Consider the following 17,158-nt stretch of genomic DNA (forward strand, 5'->3'; position numbering starts at 1 on the left):
GTGCTCAGAACGGGCTTAACCGGGCTCAACGGCGAAGCCTGACTTCTGGCCTTGATGAATTAAAATGCGTCCGACGAGTTGTCCCGCAATACCGGGCATAACCCACCCGCGGCCACGAACAGGATCCGTGTCGTAGAAGCCCTCCGATGCAACTACGTAGCTGTTCTCGCTGAATGGCCCAGGAATGGTTGCATTATGTGGATCAGTAATCCACTTTTTTTCGTCTACAACAAATTTGTATTCGTGAAAACCGTAAGGTAAGCAATATTCGCCACACCAAACACCATTGTCATTCTGCCGAAGATTAACCCGCCTCCAATCAGTGAAGCTGCCCGCAAGCTCCACGGTACGTGCTCCAGGGCAAAGAAGCCGCACTATCAGCCTGTTGCCACTCATATACGTGACATTCTCCCAACAAATATATGAAAATCGGTAGTGGCTCAACCGACCCGAGGCGCCAAGGCAGAAGATGCTGTCCCCGCAGCCGGCCGCGAAAATAAAGTCGGTGCGTTCATCTAGCCCGAGGCGGGCGCAAATCGATGAGGCTTGCCAAAATTTAACGACAAGCAACTCGTTTTGTTCAGTGATGACTGCTACCAATGCTCCACCGAAAAGAAAAGTAGCTTGTCTTACAGGGTCATCAATTATGATATTTGAGAGTCGCCAGTGTGGCGGCTGTGGTCCTACGCGGACGACCGGTCCGCGAAACTCTTCTAAATTCCACACCAGGAACTCGTTACTTCCCGTAATTGCAAGGACATGTTTATCATTCGGTGATACAATGATGAATCTGATGAGCCCCCAATGATTATCTAATTTGCATAAGCCAACACACCGTCCCGTCATGTGATCCCAAACAGCAACAGTTGTTCGCGAACGGAGGATTGCTAGGCCGCCTTTTGGAGATAACTCTTTTTCACCCGTTGCGAGATGCTTGAATTCCGTATTTTCATAACTACTTCCGTTCAGCGCCTTTTGGGTAACCTTGGCCTTGCTAAATATACGTGATTTGTCTTCCTTGCACTTAACATCAAATTCGTTACTCTGAAGATTCGATATAAATATACCGCCTGTCCGAATTGAATATTCGTACCTGCATGATAAACTAAACCATCTTACAAATTCTAACGCAGGAAAATCAACAAATCTAATATCGTCACCCTGATTTGTATCGGCATGATCTGCGGCAACATCTACGCGATAGAGATTTCCGTTGTCATCATATCCCAATATCGCTAATTGACCGTCAATATTCATCAATCTTATGGGTTCAACATATTGCGGAACCAGTTTTTTGGCAACTTCATGACTCATCTTTCGCGAACCGTTAATGCACGTGAGGTGTGACGATTGAGACAGCGCGAGATTAGTCCCTTTTCTGAAGCAATCAGGCCGAGCGTCACCAAAATAAGGAACTTCATCGCGATTGCTGTGGCTTTGCTCGTCCAGAAGTGAGCCTGTTCGAATATCCCATGTTCTCCAACGATAGCGAGACGGCCATACATCGTTATCTCTCAGCGAATAATAGTCTATGCTTTCACCTTTGACGCGCATATTTTCCAAATCGACGTGAAATGCGAATGCTGAACCCATAGGTCCAGCACCATAGTCGTCTATGGCGTGTGCAGAACGCTCCGCCGGCATGTGGAATCGCAACGCTTGCTTGATTTTGCTAGCGCCATAAACTCCCTCCATTGAAATCCACCCATCCTGGCCGAAATCACCACGGCAAGAGAGGAATGCATCTCGCAAAGAGTTGTCGCCTAATCGCCTCAAAGCGATATGCCAGTGATTAACGAATCCGCCATAACTGTTTGCAGCACAAACCCGTTCAATCTCTTGAGCCTCATACGGGAGAATGAGGCGAATTTGCCGAATCTGCGTCGCGAATATTGCCTCTTCGGGGACTGCATTTTCAACATCCTTTAGGGTCGACAGAAAGTCGGTCAAACCAACTGTTCTTATGAATATCCAGCAAAATCCGAGATCGAAAATCAGCCTCTGCGCTTGTCTAAACATACCTAATTCAACGAGATGCGACACTACGTATCGCCGTTCGTAAAAACTGAGATTACTCCACGCATGCAATGGCGATCCGCAATCCTTTATGCCCGATTTTTGATAAGACACGTTTGCCTCATGCGATTATAAAAATTGCACCGATAAGTATCTAATGCCTATTAGGCTTGGCTCACAAGGCATTTCTTCGGTTTAGATAAATTGTCCGGCTGCCCGGCAAGGCTGAAATCAGATCCGCAGTTTTGGTCGGACATAACGGCCAATATGCGCCACGTCCGCCGGTGCGCCCGGTTCATGTACTCAACGCACTTTCCGTTGAGAGCCGAATCCGGGTAATTACTCAGGGTGTGGGCTCGGTCACGGAGTGACGCCTGCGCGGGGCCGAAGTGGGGCGCCGCTTCGGCGTCATGCACGCTGTAGCCGGCAGCCCGGACGCCGCGCTCAATCTCCATAGCTCGTCCGGCACATGCAGCCTGGTGTTCCGCGGTTTCCTTCCCTGGAGGCTTTCGGACGCCGGCTCTCAGCGACGGCAGATCCGGCCCGAGCGGGCCGGCCTGCGGGCGCGGGCGGCGGGGGTGAGCCCCGGGGTGCGCGGTCGGCCGGGGCTGCTCAACTCCGGTGGCGCCTCTCCGGAGGTGGTTTCTTACATTCGCGGGTGCGCCGCCGCGCTCCGGATCGACCCAGGCAACGCGATCGCCGTGGCGAGTACGGAGGGCCTGCGCGGCTATCGTCTCGACAGGCAGCGCGATCGCGGCGGCGACCAGGGCACGAGCTTCGGCTCCTACCAGCTGCACTACCGCTCGAACATCCCCGGCCTGACCAACGCGGGCATGGGTGATGACTTCACCAAGGCGACCGGCAAGCACGCCAGCGATAAGAGCACGTGGAAGGAGCAGGTCGATTTCGCGCTGAAGCATGCCGCCAGGAACGGCTAGTGCACTGACACCGACGAACGTGCCACGCACTTCCCTGTCAACCATCTGCAAACACGAAGGATTTTGACGCGCGCAGTGTATCTTTTGAAGGCGTCAGTGCACTAGGGCAACTGGCACGGGGCGCGCAACAAAGGCATCCCGTACTGGGCTGGAATCGGCGGGCGGGCTGGCGTTAGCGCTGCCACGCCTGCGGGCCCTTTCGCGGGAACGAAGGAAGTCGCGGGCGGCATCTACCCGCTTGGCGGCGGCGGGCGCTTCACTTCCGACTTCGGGTTCAGGACGCACCCGATCCATGGCGACCAGTGGATGTACAAGGGCATCGACCTTGCGGTGCCCGCTGGCACCAATGTTCAGGCCATAGCACCTGGCGCAATCAGCCTCGAGCGCAGCGGCGACGTGACCATCAGGCACACCGATGGCTCCTCGACCACCTACAGGCACGTGCTGCCGAGCGTTAAGGAGGGCGACCAGGTCGCGGCCGGGCAGATCATCGCGCATATCCGGGCGAACGATCCCCGGTGCGACCGGACCACACCTGCACTTCGAGGCCCGCAACGCGAAGGGTGGGCTGATCAACCCGAAAGCCCTGCTGGCGCCGCGGTCGCCGATCGCGCCGAAGCCGATCCCGGAGGCCGGAGCCGTCCCGGGGCGCACAGCGTGGTGGCGCGGCTCTCCCAACGCCATGGCCTACGCAACCCAGGCTCACGATGCCCAGGCTGCGCAGATGGCGCGGATCTCGAACTACAACCGATCCAATTCCAGCACCACGAACAGCACCTACATCGGCAGCATGCACGTCCACACGGGCGCGAAAGACGCCGAGGGCATCTCCCGGGACATGGAGGATGCCTTGAAGAGGCGCTCACTCGCGGCGGCGGCGAACTATGGGCAGGCTTGAGGGCGCACCACATAGATCCAAAGGCATCCAGCAGGCGACCAGGCTGCGAAACTACACGTTGGCGGCTCAGCTCTAACCAGCGAAAGACAAACCACACCTTCTCATTCGTCATTGCGAGTATGCATCCAATCTGGTCGGTGCTATCTAGTTTTGCACGACTCGCTTGATGGGATTTCAAAATGAATATTCGGCGAATTCCTACCGACATAGCTGAAATTGTTGATTTTATCGCAGAAAAAAACGTTTATATCAATTGTACAAAAATCAGATTATTTAGAAATAAGAATAACAATGCCGAATTTTTTGAAGGTCCGGGCTTTATTCGCTGCGATGATGATGGCAAATACCTTTTTCAAGTATTTTCTACACACACAAATGTGGATGAAATTGCATTATCGCAGGAATGGATGGGAGTAAAATCTGGAGAGATGATTCCGGAAGGGGTCTTCTTTTCATTAACTGCAAGGTCGATGGGTGGCGAGTTGTTCCTTGCAACTGATATTTTCCCTAAATTTGACTGGGCTGATGGCAGCATCGTTTTTGCAATCGGCGGTTTAAGGAAATTGGACCTAATCGCAGAGAAATTGAGCGATCGTTATTCTATGGATTTAGTATACATGGATGATGTAAAAGTTCCATCAATTGAGATGTCCAAGATCGTCACTCCCGATATGGAAAGACATGTCAGAAATACAAGTCGTTTTGAAGCGGTCGGGGTAAAATTTTTGATACGGAAATATGAGAATTATTTACTTATTCGCGCAATCTCCGACGAGCAGCTGCCAGATCATTTCGAAATGCGAGTATCCGAAGCGATCCGTTTCCTGACAGCAATGCCACATCGGCCTCGCATCGTTATAGAAGAAGGCGACACCGAGCGTCGGGTAACTCTTTATTCGGATCCGCAGATGTATCGCGGTCGCCGTATGATGTATCCACCGGTTTGTCCTTATACTGAGGCTTGGCACAATAGCGCATGGCCTTTATTTGTACCATACTTGGATTATACTGTAAATAGTACTAAAGGTAGCGCTGTAAATTACTCCTCGTACCATCTCGACAATGCGCTCGAAGCCAGTCAAGCATCGTTAGATGCAGCAGCTATTGGTATGAGTGTAGCAATTGAAGGACTGGCAAGTCTTGTACAGAAACCATTTGACAAAAATCAGCGAGAACATTTGGAAAAATTGAGAGACTCGATTGTTTCACATATCGATGGGCACTGTGAATTGAGAATTTACAAAGATAGAATTGATAACTTACTTGGAATGTTATTTAATACTAGAGTTCAGGATAAAGTCTATTATCTCGCTAATGTCCATAAGGCTTATGCGTCAGACATAAGAGCTTGGTCGGACGTCAGAAATAAGTTTGTTCATCCAAAATATTCGAAGTCTTACTATAAAGGAGCAAGAAAAGTTCATATTACATTAGCGCAATATTACAGAGAAACAGTGCTAATGTATCACATAATATTCTCAGTTATTGGATTTACAGAAAGCTTCACAGATTATGCAACACCTAACTTCCCCTCCCGCAATTACCCTCTGACATCATCAGAGCGGTGATTGTTGGTGCCCACGTAATAGCAGCAGGCTCAAGGCCGCTAACTGCTAATCTGGGCGTTGGCGACGACACTGGAGGGAGCGGGGCGGGCTAGATGCGCGCCCACGCTTCTATTGCATACGGCGCAATATTTCCCCGGTACTCACAATAGTGTAAGTGCCATTTCTGTTTTCGTTAACGCCGTATCCATCACTTTCTTACCTCAAAACGCCCTTTTACCGTCTTGGTACCCTGCAAGCCGCCGCACTCGCTGACTGTCAGATACACTACCATCATATAAACTGCGCCCGCTTCGTCCGTAGCGTTGAAGCGCTCAACTTCAATTTGTTCCATAATACCCTCGCCATCAGTTCAGGGTATTATTTTAGAGATATTTGATATTTTTGGCCGGCTGCGCCGAAGAAAATCTGCCTTGTACAAATTGGGGAAGTCATTGCCCGCCCCAATTCACTGATATCTGAGTAGATTACTAGCTGATTTGCTTATTCAAGTTCCGGTAAACATCATTCAGGCCGTCTCCCTTGAAGAAGGGATACCGGGCTCGCCCTCGATGTCGTGGATCATATCCTCATGCTGCTCGACGACGAGGGCGACTCGGATCCGACGTCCCGGAAGGGCTGTGCCGGCCAAGAGGCCACCCACGATCGGCCCGCCTGAGCGCCAGCCGACACGCGAGAACAAACCGCGTTCCGCTACTACCGAAATTGCTACCCAACTCGTTGGGATCGGCCGATATGAAGCGGGATGACGGTGATCCACCGTCCCGGAAAACGCCGCAACTTCAGTATGTGAGAAAACAGATGGGGCGAAAAAGAACAGCGGAGAACGAATTTCAAGATCGGTGGACGGGATCATAACGGCGGAGCGCTCTTGGAGCCGATTGTTCCAGCTTGTCGTACTCCATTCTTACAGGGCATCCCATAGCCCTGTGTCGAACTTGCCGTCGACGGCGTCAAACCCGCCGCTCTCCTTTGACGTGTGCCGAACCCCTGTCGGCCAAGATACCTGACATCCTCGCTCAGGTACGACCTCCTGCAGCCCACGCCCTGAGCTCCTCAAGCGTGTAGGGATCAAGCGGGTCCGAACTGTTCCGATGCGCACGTCGGTGACAGGTTGGGCAAAGGACGAGAAGGTGTTCTGGAAGAGTTGTCCGTTTGCCGACGGCCAAGGGCGTTTGATGGTGCGCATCGAACATCCCAGCATCGCTGTGAGCGAAGCTGCACGCTTCGCACGTGAACACTCCATACCGCTCCCTGTTGAGTCGTTTAGCCTCCTTGGCGACCTTCCCCTTCCGCTCGATCGCCAGCTGCAGCCGCAACACACGTTCGCCTTCGTCGGCGTTGGCGGCTGGGATCTTGGGAAGCTTCGCAGTGACCAAGGTGGGCTTGCTGGGATCGTAGAAGTTGCCGGGTAGCGGAAGTGCTACGCTCTCAAGCGGCCATTCGCGCAACGCCTCCCACAGGCGCTCCATAGCCGCATCTGGATGCACGATTCCATCTTGCGACCCAGCAAGGATGGTACGGTCTGGAAAGCCCAGGTCCCCAACGAGGTGTGGCGCTCCAACGAAGCGCCAAACATCGTGGAGCGCGATAGCTACGGGCCATTGGGTGAGGCGAGCGACCTCCTCAGGATCGGTGACCAAGGTTCTAGTCAACCCATAGACCTGTGCGACCTTCGCGACGTTCAGCACGCGGCCCTCGAAGCCATCGCGAACGTCGCGCCCACCGCCAATGGTGACCACGAAGGGGCTTGCCTCAGCTCGGCGCGCCGCACCTGCCGCGATCTGAAAGTAGCTCCTTTCGTTGATGCTGCCGCGAGCGCCGAAGCATAGAACGTGAGACCCAAGGGGTCCGAACACGGCCTTGACTCCCATAATCGCGTCCGCGGATAGCGCGACATCGCTGAGCTGCGTTCTCGAGCGCGAAGACTCGAGCATGCCACCCGCTGCCTCGATCATGCGGCGCAGCCGGGTCTCATTCGCAGAACCGATGTTGCTCGCTGGTTTGTAGCCGGCGATACGGGGCCGGCCCAACATTTCCATCACTCGCGAAATATTCTGCATACGGTACTCGACTGACCCATCGCTGCGACTTGCCAGAGGGCCGGCACGAAGCTGGCGGCGGATCTCAGCCTTCGAGTACGAAGCTCCCTCACGCTCGAGGCGCAACATGTCCAGGTAGGCTGTGACGGTAGCTTGCAGCTCAGCATCCGTCCATTCAGTCTCAGCGACCACTGCGATCCTCCAGCCTGTACCTCTGAGGCGCTATATAATTTTCATTTCCTGAAGGTTTAATTTGGAGTGGTGCAGCCACCGCTGTTGAGAATTGCACCCGGGACAATGCCAATCAGCTGGCTCGCGGCTCCCATCCGATCCGCTTGAGCGTGTCGATCAGCGTCTGCGAGCGGATCGAGTTGTCCGATGTGACATCCATCGTCACCCAGCATCAGCGGTTTGCGGTGCGCTGCCCGTCCTGCTGCGGCTGTAGCAGCCGGGCGATCCGCTCTAATTGCGCGTCGTTCAGTTCAAAGCGTCGCATCAGGACCACATGAATGGGCGCTCATCTCGCACGTGCGACCTCTTTGCAGAGCCGCCCTCGTGCATGCATTAGGTAGGTTGCGCATCCTGTGCAGAGGCGAGCGACCGCAGGCGGGAAAGACTGATGACGCGCTGGCCGTTCTTTCCCATGGCTCCTGCGGCCATCCATGCGGGCTCACCAGGACCATCATAGATGATCTCAGCTTCGTAGCGAGAGAGAATTTTGAGCACAACGAGGCGGACGCAGGTAGCGTAGAGAGCAATGCTTTTACCCCTCTCGCCAGTCATCTTGATTTGCACGTCTCCATGCTCATCAAATGCATCGTGACCTGGGTAAGACGCTGGGTGCAGTGTCAATCCGAGCGCCTGCGCTGCGATCACCTCACCAATAGAGCCGACTAGGTGTCCATCAGGGGTGAACTTCCGCCTTGGGTAAGCCATCTCAAGCTCGGCAACGGCGTCATAGATTCGCGCGACAGGCGCAGGGAGTGGTATTCGTTTGCCCATGTAGCCGGTCTTCCTCTGAGACTCGCGTTACTAGCACGCGCTCTGCCGTCCGCGCGAACGATTTAATTACATTCTCTTGCATGCCCAGCACTAAAATGTTATGTCTGACGAATTGCGTGTATGTTTTTGATCAAAAATATAGCATTTTATTTCATACATTATGAAAGCGGCGCATGTACTATTACGCATCTCGAACGTCGTTTATAGGTGTTGTCAGTGCTAGTTATCTCAACTATTTTAGCTGTCATCGGATTATTTTGGTTTATAGATACGACGGCAGAAAGGATCGCAAAAAGAAAAAAGAAAGTTGGACTGGATCAAATTACTGGTTTCTCGCCAGTCGTGTCATATTTCTGGGAATTCAGAAGATCTGGGATTGCACTTGATCCTCATTCATTTCGATTTGCAGTGTTAAGAGATGGACGTGTAAAATTATACGGCTTTGAACAAGTTATGTCCGTCGAGATATCGCGGAATGGTTGCTCATTAACGAAGACAGATCGCAACAGCCAATTTGCCGGCTCAGTCGTTGGCGCTGCGCTACTCGGGCCCGTTGGACTCGTGTTAGGAGGCATGACAGGCGCAAAAAGGCATATCGAGAGGACGTGTAAGCTTTCCCTGAAAATTTACACTAATGATATTCACGAGCCTGCAATAGAAATAGTGTTTATCAATAACAAATTAGGAATTGATACGAGAAGCTCTAGAATAGAACTTGCTTCGCAAGCCCTAGATGCGTGGTATGGCCGCTTCCAAGCAATTTTAAAATCCAACGCGGCAGCATTTTCTAGGACATAAATAGGCGTAAATGGAATTTATCCAGAAAATAACAAGTTGTTCACAGTCTCGGTATCGTCCAGTTTAGCGGTAGGAATGGCACATTTCGACAGACTGTAGAGTCGAGATATCACGCTTGCAGCCTAGTTGTAAACTGTACATCTTGCCTAATAGTTGTCTATCACTTTGTAAATACTTCAGCGGGACGCAAATGGCTCACGCTCGTTATTCGTGACCATCACACGGCCGGGAAGGTCGATGAATGCCAAGAGCTGTTCCCGGACTCGTCCAATTTTGTTTTGCAACGCGCTTGTCAGGTCGCACGAGCTCGGGATGGCGAGGATTCGATAGCCGCGGCTCCAGCATCCTGCGCATGGCGGAAAGGCTCTAGCCCGGATCATTCACGACTGCGGTGATGGGCTTTCTGCGTCTGGCGAAGCCTCGCCGGGTGGTTGTGCAAACGCGCGAGATCGGCGCCCGTGCTGTTGGCCGGGGATCGGGTGCTGATCGCGGGTCTGGCGGGTTGCAACGCGGGGGTTCGACCGGGGCAGATGCCCCACAGCTCAACAGGTGAGACGCGGCAGGCGGTCGAGAACGAGGCGCAGGATCGCCTGATCGGGACAGGCGCTGGGCAGATGAAGCGTGACGCGGGTTTTCAACGTGACAACCCGCATGGCGAGCTTCACGAGCCGCAGCCGGAGGGTGTCGAACTGCGCGACCCGCCAGGTGGAGCGCTTCGGCATGAGGCTGCGCAGCGACCACAGGATCCAGTAAGCGCCCGTGTGCAGCATCAGGCGGAACGCGTTGGCGGTCGCCTTCATGCACGAGGTGCGGTCGGCTGCGAGGTGGCGCTTCCACGCCTTGATGTGGTTCTCCGCCTGACCACGCCCGCAGTAGACCTCCTTGTAGATCCTGCGCGGGTCGCCACCGGTGAGGCTCGTGACGATGAAGCGGGTGTCCGTGCCCTGCGGTCCGGCCTCGACGTAGGCGATAACGCGCTCGACGCGGGACCAACTCCGCGCGCCGTTGAAGAACGCCTTGTAGCGGCGCAGCTTACTCTGATCGGGTCGGGCGGCGTGACGGGCTGCCGTGCTCGCCTCCAGCGCCGTGACGTGCCGGCGCAGCGTCGGGGTGGCGGCGTCTTCAGGCGCAGGCGGATGCGTCGGCGACCTCGACTGGGATCTGCACTTCGTGGATGTGACGGTCGTGCATGCCCATCAGCACGCCGTCGGGTGCGCGCCGGATTGGTGCACACCCAATAAGGTGTTGCTCCCCCACGGCGTGGCCGCCCTCAGGCCTGGATCAGTCCATAGAATTCCGGGCTATGCCGCTGGCTGATGTTGGGTGAATTGTTGGTCTTAAACCAACGCCACCTTAATTTCCCTTACGCTTCAGCCACTTAGGGACAATGTTGGCGGAGACGGAGGGATTCGAACCCACAGCGGCCCATTCCCAGGCATCGTTGCAAATTCGAGCGTCAGCCTCGTACCCCTTCAGAGTGACTTGCGTCTATGATTACGTTTTTCCTATGATAATGATTCAAATTGAAATATCCAATAGATGAACTACATCTTATATTTGATGCTTTGCTCATTTAAAACAGGAAGCTGTAGGTTTTGGTAGGCGATTTTGTCGATGTCTTTGTGCAGCCGAGCCAGCGGGATACCGCAATCGAGCGTTCCATCAACTCGTCGCTCGCGCCCGTATCGACGCCCGACGCCGCCGCCCGCATGGCCAGTTAATGCATTGTGGACCTCTTCACTCAAGCCAGCCTCACGGCAAGCTCGCTTGAAGGTGTGCCGGAAGGAGTGAAACGTCTTAGCCGAGTGATCCACGACATGTACCCCAAGATAGCGCCCGAACCACTTGGTCCACGCTTTAGCTTTCGCGTCGATAGGCGGGGCAAATGCAGGCCATAGGGGCGCAGTCAGTGGATGCAGCTTCGCTTGAGTTGCTACAACTTCTAACAAACCGAGCCGGATCAACTCGTGATGGACTGGCACTGATCGAGCCGATGAGGCGGTCTTTAGGTTTTGGTCAGCTCCCTCGTTGGTGATGTCGAGATACCAAATCTCATTCTCGCCCTGGCGCACATCCCCGATTTTGAGCTGTGCAATCTCAGTGCGTCGCGCGCCGCTGAAGAGGGCAATCAGTGGGAACCAGTATGCCGCTTCACCCTGACCGCCGAGGGGGCGCTCACCGCGCGCGTAAACGGGCGAGGCGAACAGCCGTTGGAGCTCAGCCGCGCTGAATGGCTCGTAGGGTTCACGTTCGGCGGGCGCGACGTCGAAGCCGATGTGGAACGGGTTCGACCAAGCTGGCAGCGCCTCGAAGTGCCCGTCACGTTCAGCGCGGGCAAGCACGCCGCTGAGAAGGGCCAAAGTCTTGTTGACCGTTTGCGCGTTGCGCCGTGGGTAACTGCTTAGATCCTGTTTCAGCAACTCGGGCAGAGGCAGGCGGCCGAGCCGGGTGGGGAGCGCCTTCGGCAGGCGGACCAAGGCATCACGGAAGGCGCGTGTATGGTTCTTAGAGATCGCGGTGATTGGCAGGTCGCCAATGAGTTCGATGAAGCGTCGCACGGCCCGCTCGGCCTCGGCAATGGAGGACGGCTGAGGTCTTCTTGCACCAGTGCCACCGGCTTCCGACCATAGCCCCAGAGCGGCGGACAGCGCCAAGCCAGCCGGCTCAGATGAGCGCTGCTCAGACGGACGCTCTGGGGTCGCCACATCGTCGCCCTTGAGGCGGGCCCGGATGCCGGCGAGGGCATCACGCTGAGCCTTGGCGAAGGCGAGTTCGAGCTCCCGCCAGGCAGGATCATCGGGCGCCAGAGCGATACCACGAGCCTCGACCGCGCGATTGACGAAGGAACTCGTCGACTCGCCCGGTCGCATCTGCGCGACTTGCTGACGCGTGTAGCGGTCCAATTCCTCGATAAGCATCCGGTATGCCCGCAGATCGTCGAGCGTCATGCCGAGCCCGTCGTGAGGGCCCTGGCCGTCCTCGCGAGCCATATCGAGCCCGACGCCTCTCGTGCGGATCACCTCGTCCGTGCCGAGGAGATGGATCTCGTGGTCGCGCGCCAGAGCAGCGATCTGGTCCGCGCTAATTCCTACCTCCGGCCCCTCGTTGAGCAAGCGCCGCGCTTGATCGACGAGCCGGTGCGCTTCGGCGATGTGGGTGAGCACCCGCCGGTCGGCCGTCGGGCCGTCATTGGTCTGAAGGGAGCGGATGACCTCGGTCTTGAAGCGGCCGGTCCGCGCATTGACGAGAGCCGCCAGCGCCTCCGGCCAGAGAGGCGGGGCTGGTTTGCCAGCGAGATCGTCGGGGAGGGGAAAGCGAAACTCGTAACGGCCGGCGCGGCGCTGAACGAACTTCATGCGGCCCATCGTACTTGGTCCCGTAGCACGCGAGTGTAGCACGCGCTGAAGGGTAAGCACCTGAAAATCAACAGATTCTGGGATTGCAATGACTTAGCCACCGCATGGCGCGCCCTACGGGACTCGAACCCGTGTTTTCGCCGTGAAAGGGCGACGTCCTAGACCGCTAGACGAAGGGCGCCGGTGCGGGGCGAAGGGAGCTATAGTGGGGTTCTGTCGGCAGGGCAACCGGATTGATGCACTTGACGGGGGGCGAGGGCTCGGTCTTGTCGGCGCTAGGTTGGGCCTTGAACGCGGGCGGGACGACGGATGACGACGAGGCAGGCGCCGCGCGGGGGCGGTTGGAAGGGCAGCCAGGGCAAGGGCGGGCCGGGTAAAGGTGGCTTCGGCAAAGGCGGGTCCGGTCGCCGATCCGGGGACGAGGCGCGGAACGACCGCGAGGATGTGACGGTGCTGTACGGCTGGCACCCGGTCTCCGAGGCGCTGCGCAACCCGAAGCGGGAGTTTCGCCGGCTGCTCGCTACCGAGAATGCGGCGGTTCGCCTCGCGGAGGAGGTGGGCGAGCTGCGCATCACCCCCGAGATCGTCAAGCCCGGCGCCATCACGGGGCTGCTCGGGCCGGATGCGGTGCATCAGGGCCTCTATCTCGAGGCCGAGCCCCTGGCCGGCCCGGCCTTCGACGCGCTGCCCGACGATGCGGTGCTGCTCGCCCTCGATCAGATCACCGATCCGCACAATGTCGGCGCCATCGTGCGCACGGCGGCGGCCTTCGGCGTCACCGCCATCGTCACCACCGCCCGGCACTCGCCGACGGTCACCGGGGTGCTCGCCAAATCCGCCTCGGGCGGGCTCGAGCACGTGCCGTTCGTGGTGGTGCGCAACCTCGCCGAGGCCCTGATCGAGCTCGGCGAGCGCGGCTTCACCCGGGTCGGCCTCGATTCCGAGGCGCCCGAGACCCTCGACGCGGTCGGTCCGAAGACGCCGCTGGTGGTGGTGCTCGGGGCCGAGGGCAAGGGCCTGCGCCAGCGCACCCGCGAGTGCTGCGACGTGATGGCCCGGATCCCGTTCCGCGGCGCGATCCAGAGCCTCAACGTCTCGAACGCCGCCGCGATCACCCTCTACGCCCTGATGCCCCGCGCCTGAGAATCCAGAGGCGCGGGACGCTCCCGGGCGTCAGCGCCAGAACGGACGGACGTCGATCAGAGCCTCGTGCGCCGTCGCGGCCTCGGCGAGCAGGTGCTCGGTGCGGGCCTCGGTGTCGGCCGTGGCGAGGCCGGCGGCGAAGACCGCGCCCTCCGGCGCGCCCTTGGCGAGTTCGGCCGCCAGGGTGTGGGCGGTGGCGATGTCGTTGAGGTCGCCGAGATGGTCCTGCAGGTCGGCCAGGGCCTCGACGAAGGCGGCGTGGCGCTTGCCCGCTTTCTTGCCCGCGTAGAGAGCCGCGAAGAACTCCGCGCCGTAGCGCAGCTTCTTGGCGGCGATCCGCACCCGGTGGCGCGCCTCCGGATCGAGTTCGGCGAGGTGGCGGCCGCGCTTCTTCACCTGGCGGCGGCGGCGCTCCAGCTCCTCGGTGGCGAAGGCCTTGGCCGGGCCGTCGCGGCGGGCCGCGTGCGGGTTGTCGGGGCCGAGCCAGGGGCCGGCCTCGATCCAGGCGACGAGGTCGAGGAGGAAGTCGCGCCACTCGCGGCTCTCCAGCACCGCCCGCACCGCATCGTGGGCCGCCGCCCTCTCGGTCTCGAGGTGGCGTTCCAGGATCAGGAGACCGTTTTCGTCAGGGCGCCGCTCGCGCTCCCGCGGCAGGGTCTTGCCGAGATAGACGTCGAGGTTGCGGGCATGCCCGAAGGGCTCGCTCAGGCGCTTCAGCTCCGCCTTGATCGCCGGCACCCGCCGGTCCTCGATCACGCCGCCGAACAGCGAGAAGGCCGAGCGCAGGCGGCGCAAGGATACCCGAAGCTGGTGCAGGGCCTCGACGTCGCGGCGGGCGAGCAGCACGGTCTCGTTGAGGCGGGTCTGGCGCAGGCAGGCGAGCGCCACGGCCTGGAACGCCTGGGCGGCACTCATGTCGGGATCGAGCGGCACCGGCTCGGCCTTCACGGCGCGCCCGAGCCGGCCCCCGATCAGGAAGTCGCCGCGCTCGAACTTGCTCAGCACGCCGAGGCGCAGGGGCACGTCGGCGCCGAGCGCGCGGGCGAGGTCGAACAGGGCCCCGGGCGCGCCGCCGGTCAGCTCGAACTCGATCTCGCTCACCGGGGAGACGCGGTCGTCCGGACCCCAGACCCGACCGCGGTCGAGGGCGACCTCGATGCGGCTGCCGGCCGGCCCGGTCTCGGCCAGGCAGCGCACGCTGCGGGTCACCGTGGAGGTGTAGAGGGGGGCCAGCTCCGTCGCGCCGTCGAGGATCTTCGCGATCGGGGTACCGGCGAAGGCCGCAGGCTCAGGATTCGGCCCCGCGACGGCGCTCTCCCATTCCGGCCGGTCGAACAGGCCGACCGCGCCGTTGCCCCGGGCCTTCACGGTCTGGATGTGGCGGTCGCCGTCCTGGCGCACCCGGAGGGTGTAGCCGGCCTCGCGCAGGCGGCCGTCCGGCGTGTCGAAATAGGTCGAGGTCAGCTCGGTCTCGGCCCAATCTCCGGCGAGCAGCGGATGCTCCCGCAGGCGCGCGATGTCGGAGGCTTCGACATCCAGCTTTAGCTCGGTCTCGCGCGGTTCGCTCATCACGGCGGTCCTGATCTCCCGTTCGGACTCCCAGCGGGTGGGAGTGCAGCGGAAATCATGGACGAGGCCGAAAAGTTTCGCAAAGGCCGCGGCAAACCGCCCGTTATCCGTGGGTCAGGGGCGCGAAAGCGCGCCCGGGCGGGAGCCGTCAGCGCGCCCGCAGGTGGGCGAGGAGCTTGTCCGCTCCGGCTTCCGGCGATCCGTCGTTCATCACCACGAGGTCGGCGGTGACCGGGGCCGAGCGCGAGAGCCGCGCCCCGAGGTCGCCGTCCTCCGGCCTGCCGCGGGCGGCGAGGCGGGCGGCCAGCACCTCCGGCGGCGCCGTGACCTCGACCACGGTGACGCCGGGCAGGCGCCTTCGCGCCTCGGCCACCACCCGGCGCGAGACGTTGCAGACCACCACGTGCCCGGCGCGGGCGAGCGAAGCGGTCGATTCCGGCAGCGCGTAGCCGAGGCCGTGGGCGCGCCAGGACAGGGCGAAGCGGCCCGCCGCCTCGCCGGCGCGAAACTCGTCCTCGCCGATCGGCTCGTTGTCCTCGTGCTCCGAGGGCGGGCGGGTCACGAGGCGGCGCGGGAAGACGTAGCGGGGCTCGCCCGCCAGGGCCTCGCGGGCGAGGCGCAGGAGGGTGTCCTTGCCGGCCCCGCTCGGGCCGACGACGAGGACGAAGCCGCCGGTGCCCATCACGCCACCCGCCTGCCCTGGCGCCACACCTGCCGCACCACCGGCACGCCCTCGGCGAGGCGCACCCGCACGAGGTCGGCGCGAAGGTTTTTCGCGATGGCGCCGCGGTCGTCGAGGCCGGTGGCCCGGGCCGGGTTGGCGGTCACCGTGGCGACCGCCTCCGGCAGGGTGATCGACGCGACGCGCTCGGGCAGGCTGAGCGCCGCCATCATCAGGCTCGCCGGGACGTAGTCGGAGGAGAGCACGTCGAGCAGGCCCTCCCGGGCGAGGTCCTCCGCCGCGACGTTGCCGGAATGCGAGCCGCCGCGGATGAGGTTCGGCGCGCCCATCATCACGGTGATGCCGGCCTCGCGGGCGGCTCGCGCCGCCTCCATCGTCGTCGGGAACTCGGCGAGCCGCACGCCCTCGCCCCTCGCCATGGCGACGTCGGCCAGCGTGGTGTCGTCATGGCTGGCGAGCGCGATGCCCTGCTGGCGGGCGAGCGCGACGAGGGCCGGGCGGTTGATCGCGTTGAAGGCCTCGCCGTCGCGGATCTTCATCGCGGTGTTGGCCTGGATCTCGACGATCGAGCGGCCGCCGCGGGTGGCGTAGGTGTAGTACTTCTCGATGTCGCGGAACTGGCGCTGGCCCGGCGTGTGGTCCATCAGCGAGATCAGACCGACGGGGTAGCGGGCGGTGAAGTCCCGCACGGTGTCCATCAGGTCGGCGGAGGGGATCTCGCAGCGCAAGTGCGTCAGGTGCTCGGCGCGAAAGAGGTCGGCGCCCTTGGCGGTCGCGATCGCGCCGGCGAGCTGCATCAGCTCGGGGCCGAGCCCGCTGCCGTCCGGATCGCTGCCGGCGCGCAGCGAATCGAACACCGTGGTGATGCCCGAGGCCGCGATCTGCGCGTCGTAGGCGAGCACGGCGCCGAGCGGGTGCCAGCGCACCTTCGGGCGGGGGGCGTAGTGGCTCTCGAGATGGTCGGTGTGCAGCTCGACGAGGCCCGGGATCAAGTGGTCGCCGTGAAGGTCGAGGCCGCGCTCGGGTGCGCGGCCCTCGCCGATCTCGGCGATGCGGCCATCCACGATGGCGAGCCAGCCGCGCTGGACCCAGTCGGGCAGCACCAGGGTGGCGTTCTCGAGGATCCGGTCTTCCATGGAGGTCCCCTTA

11 protein-coding genes, 1 tRNA gene and 2 pseudogenes are annotated in these 17,158 nt (G+C 59.8%); 4 read left to right on the forward strand and 10 right to left on the reverse strand.

What is annotated here, in order from left to right; translation table 11 throughout:
* Positions 1 to 15: 15 nt before the first annotated feature.
* Entirely contained in the window at positions 16 to 1,950 is a 1,935-nt protein-coding gene (locus DK412_RS11325; RefSeq protein WP_162596184.1) for a glycogen-binding domain-containing protein, read from the reverse strand.
* A 455-nt stretch (positions 1,951 to 2,405) separates the two neighbouring features.
* On the opposite strand from DK412_RS11325, the gene DK412_RS11330 reads away from it, so the two are divergent.
* From DK412_RS11330 to DK412_RS30175, 3 genes are all read left to right on the forward strand, one after another.
* Positions 2,406 to 2,954: a hypothetical protein gene (locus tag DK412_RS11330; protein ID WP_109972031.1), complete on the forward strand. Its 549-nt coding sequence runs from the start codon at positions 2,406 to 2,408 to the stop codon at positions 2,952 to 2,954.
* A gap of 682 nt (positions 2,955 to 3,636) precedes the next feature.
* Positions 3,637 to 3,852, forward strand: a complete 216-nt coding sequence (locus DK412_RS30930; protein WP_245447586.1) for a hypothetical protein — start codon at positions 3,637 to 3,639, stop codon at positions 3,850 to 3,852.
* Positions 3,853 to 4,031: 179 nt separating this feature from the next.
* Positions 4,032 to 5,420, forward strand: a complete 1,389-nt coding sequence (locus tag DK412_RS30175; protein WP_162596185.1) for a hypothetical protein — start codon at positions 4,032 to 4,034, stop codon at positions 5,418 to 5,420.
* Positions 5,421 to 6,436: 1,016 nt separating this feature from the next.
* On the opposite strand, the gene DK412_RS11340 is transcribed toward DK412_RS30175, so the two are convergent.
* The 6 genes and pseudogenes from DK412_RS11340 to DK412_RS11360 all read right to left on the reverse strand — a co-directional run bounded on the left by DK412_RS11340 (position 6,437) and on the right by DK412_RS11360 (position 12,796).
* The gene (locus DK412_RS11340; protein ID WP_109972033.1) at positions 6,437 to 7,651 is read right to left on the reverse strand and encodes an HNH endonuclease; all 1,215 of its coding nucleotides are present in this window, start codon (positions 7,649 to 7,651) and stop codon (positions 6,437 to 6,439) included.
* A gap of 372 nt (positions 7,652 to 8,023) precedes the next feature.
* Positions 8,024 to 8,461: a hypothetical protein gene (locus tag DK412_RS11345; RefSeq protein ID WP_109972034.1), complete on the reverse strand. Its 438-nt coding sequence runs from the start codon at positions 8,459 to 8,461 to the stop codon at positions 8,024 to 8,026.
* A gap of 1,001 nt (positions 8,462 to 9,462) precedes the next feature.
* Positions 9,463 to 9,625, reverse strand: a pseudogene (locus tag DK412_RS30935) (IS66 family transposase); the annotation flags it as partial.
* A gap of 176 nt (positions 9,626 to 9,801) precedes the next feature.
* Positions 9,802 to 10,371 (reverse strand): annotated as a pseudogene (locus DK412_RS11350) (transposase); the annotation flags it as partial.
* Between the two features lie 432 nt (positions 10,372 to 10,803).
* Positions 10,804 to 12,624, reverse strand: coding sequence for a site-specific integrase (locus tag DK412_RS11355; protein WP_204165551.1), 1,821 nt, complete (start codon positions 12,622 to 12,624; stop codon positions 10,804 to 10,806).
* 96 nt (positions 12,625 to 12,720) lie between these two features.
* A tRNA-Glu gene (locus tag DK412_RS11360) sits at positions 12,721 to 12,796 on the reverse strand.
* Positions 12,797 to 12,924: 128 nt separating this feature from the next.
* On the opposite strand from DK412_RS11360, the gene rlmB reads away from it, so the two are divergent.
* Entirely contained in the window at positions 12,925 to 13,758 is an 834-nt protein-coding gene (rlmB, locus tag DK412_RS11365; RefSeq protein ID WP_109972036.1) for a 23S rRNA (guanosine(2251)-2'-O)-methyltransferase RlmB, read from the forward strand.
* Positions 13,759 to 13,788: 30 nt separating this feature from the next.
* Here rlmB and DK412_RS11370 read toward each other — a convergent pair whose 3' ends face one another.
* The 3 genes from DK412_RS11370 to DK412_RS11380 form a co-directional block, all read right to left on the reverse strand.
* Positions 13,789 to 15,327: a CHAD domain-containing protein gene (locus tag DK412_RS11370; RefSeq protein WP_109972037.1), complete on the reverse strand. Its 1,539-nt coding sequence runs from the start codon at positions 15,325 to 15,327 to the stop codon at positions 13,789 to 13,791.
* Between the two features lie 148 nt (positions 15,328 to 15,475).
* The gene (gene phnN / locus DK412_RS11375; RefSeq protein ID WP_109975202.1) at positions 15,476 to 16,009 is read right to left on the reverse strand and encodes a phosphonate metabolism protein/1,5-bisphosphokinase (PRPP-forming) PhnN; all 534 of its coding nucleotides are present in this window, start codon (positions 16,007 to 16,009) and stop codon (positions 15,476 to 15,478) included.
* On the reverse strand, positions 16,009 to 17,145 hold the full coding sequence (locus tag DK412_RS11380; protein ID WP_109972038.1) for an alpha-D-ribose 1-methylphosphonate 5-triphosphate diphosphatase: 1,137 nt from the start codon (positions 17,143 to 17,145) through the stop codon (positions 16,009 to 16,011). The genes phnN and DK412_RS11380 overlap by 1 nt, the downstream gene beginning before the upstream one ends.
* Positions 17,146 to 17,158: the final 13 nt, after the last annotated feature.

It is taken from the genome of Methylobacterium sp. 17Sr1-1, from assembly GCF_003173775.1.
In the GTDB taxonomy this organism is placed as follows: domain Bacteria; phylum Pseudomonadota; class Alphaproteobacteria; order Rhizobiales; family Beijerinckiaceae; genus Methylobacterium.

Excerpts from the sequence above, each read along its gene's own strand:
- DK412_RS30930 (WP_245447586.1), top strand. The coding sequence starts at position 3,637 with ATGGCCTACGCAACCCAGGCTCACGATGCCCAGGCTGCGCAGATGGCG.
- DK412_RS30175 (WP_162596185.1), top strand. The coding sequence starts at position 4,032 with ATGAATATTCGGCGAATTCCTACCGACATAGCTGAAATTGTTGATTTT.
- DK412_RS11345 (WP_109972034.1), bottom strand. The coding sequence starts at position 8,461 with ATGGGCAAACGAATACCACTCCCTGCGCCTGTCGCGCGAATCTATGAC.
- DK412_RS11355 (WP_204165551.1), bottom strand. The coding sequence starts at position 12,624 with ATGGGCCGCATGAAGTTCGTTCAGCGCCGCGCCGGCCGTTACGAGTTT.
- rlmB (WP_109972036.1), top strand. The coding sequence starts at position 12,925 with ATGACGACGAGGCAGGCGCCGCGCGGGGGCGGTTGGAAGGGCAGCCAG.
- DK412_RS11370 (WP_109972037.1), bottom strand. The coding sequence starts at position 15,327 with ATGAGCGAACCGCGCGAGACCGAGCTAAAGCTGGATGTCGAAGCCTCC.
- phnN (WP_109975202.1), bottom strand. The coding sequence starts at position 16,009 with ATGGGCACCGGCGGCTTCGTCCTCGTCGTCGGCCCGAGCGGGGCCGGC.
- DK412_RS11380 (WP_109972038.1), bottom strand. The coding sequence starts at position 17,145 with ATGGAAGACCGGATCCTCGAGAACGCCACCCTGGTGCTGCCCGACTGG.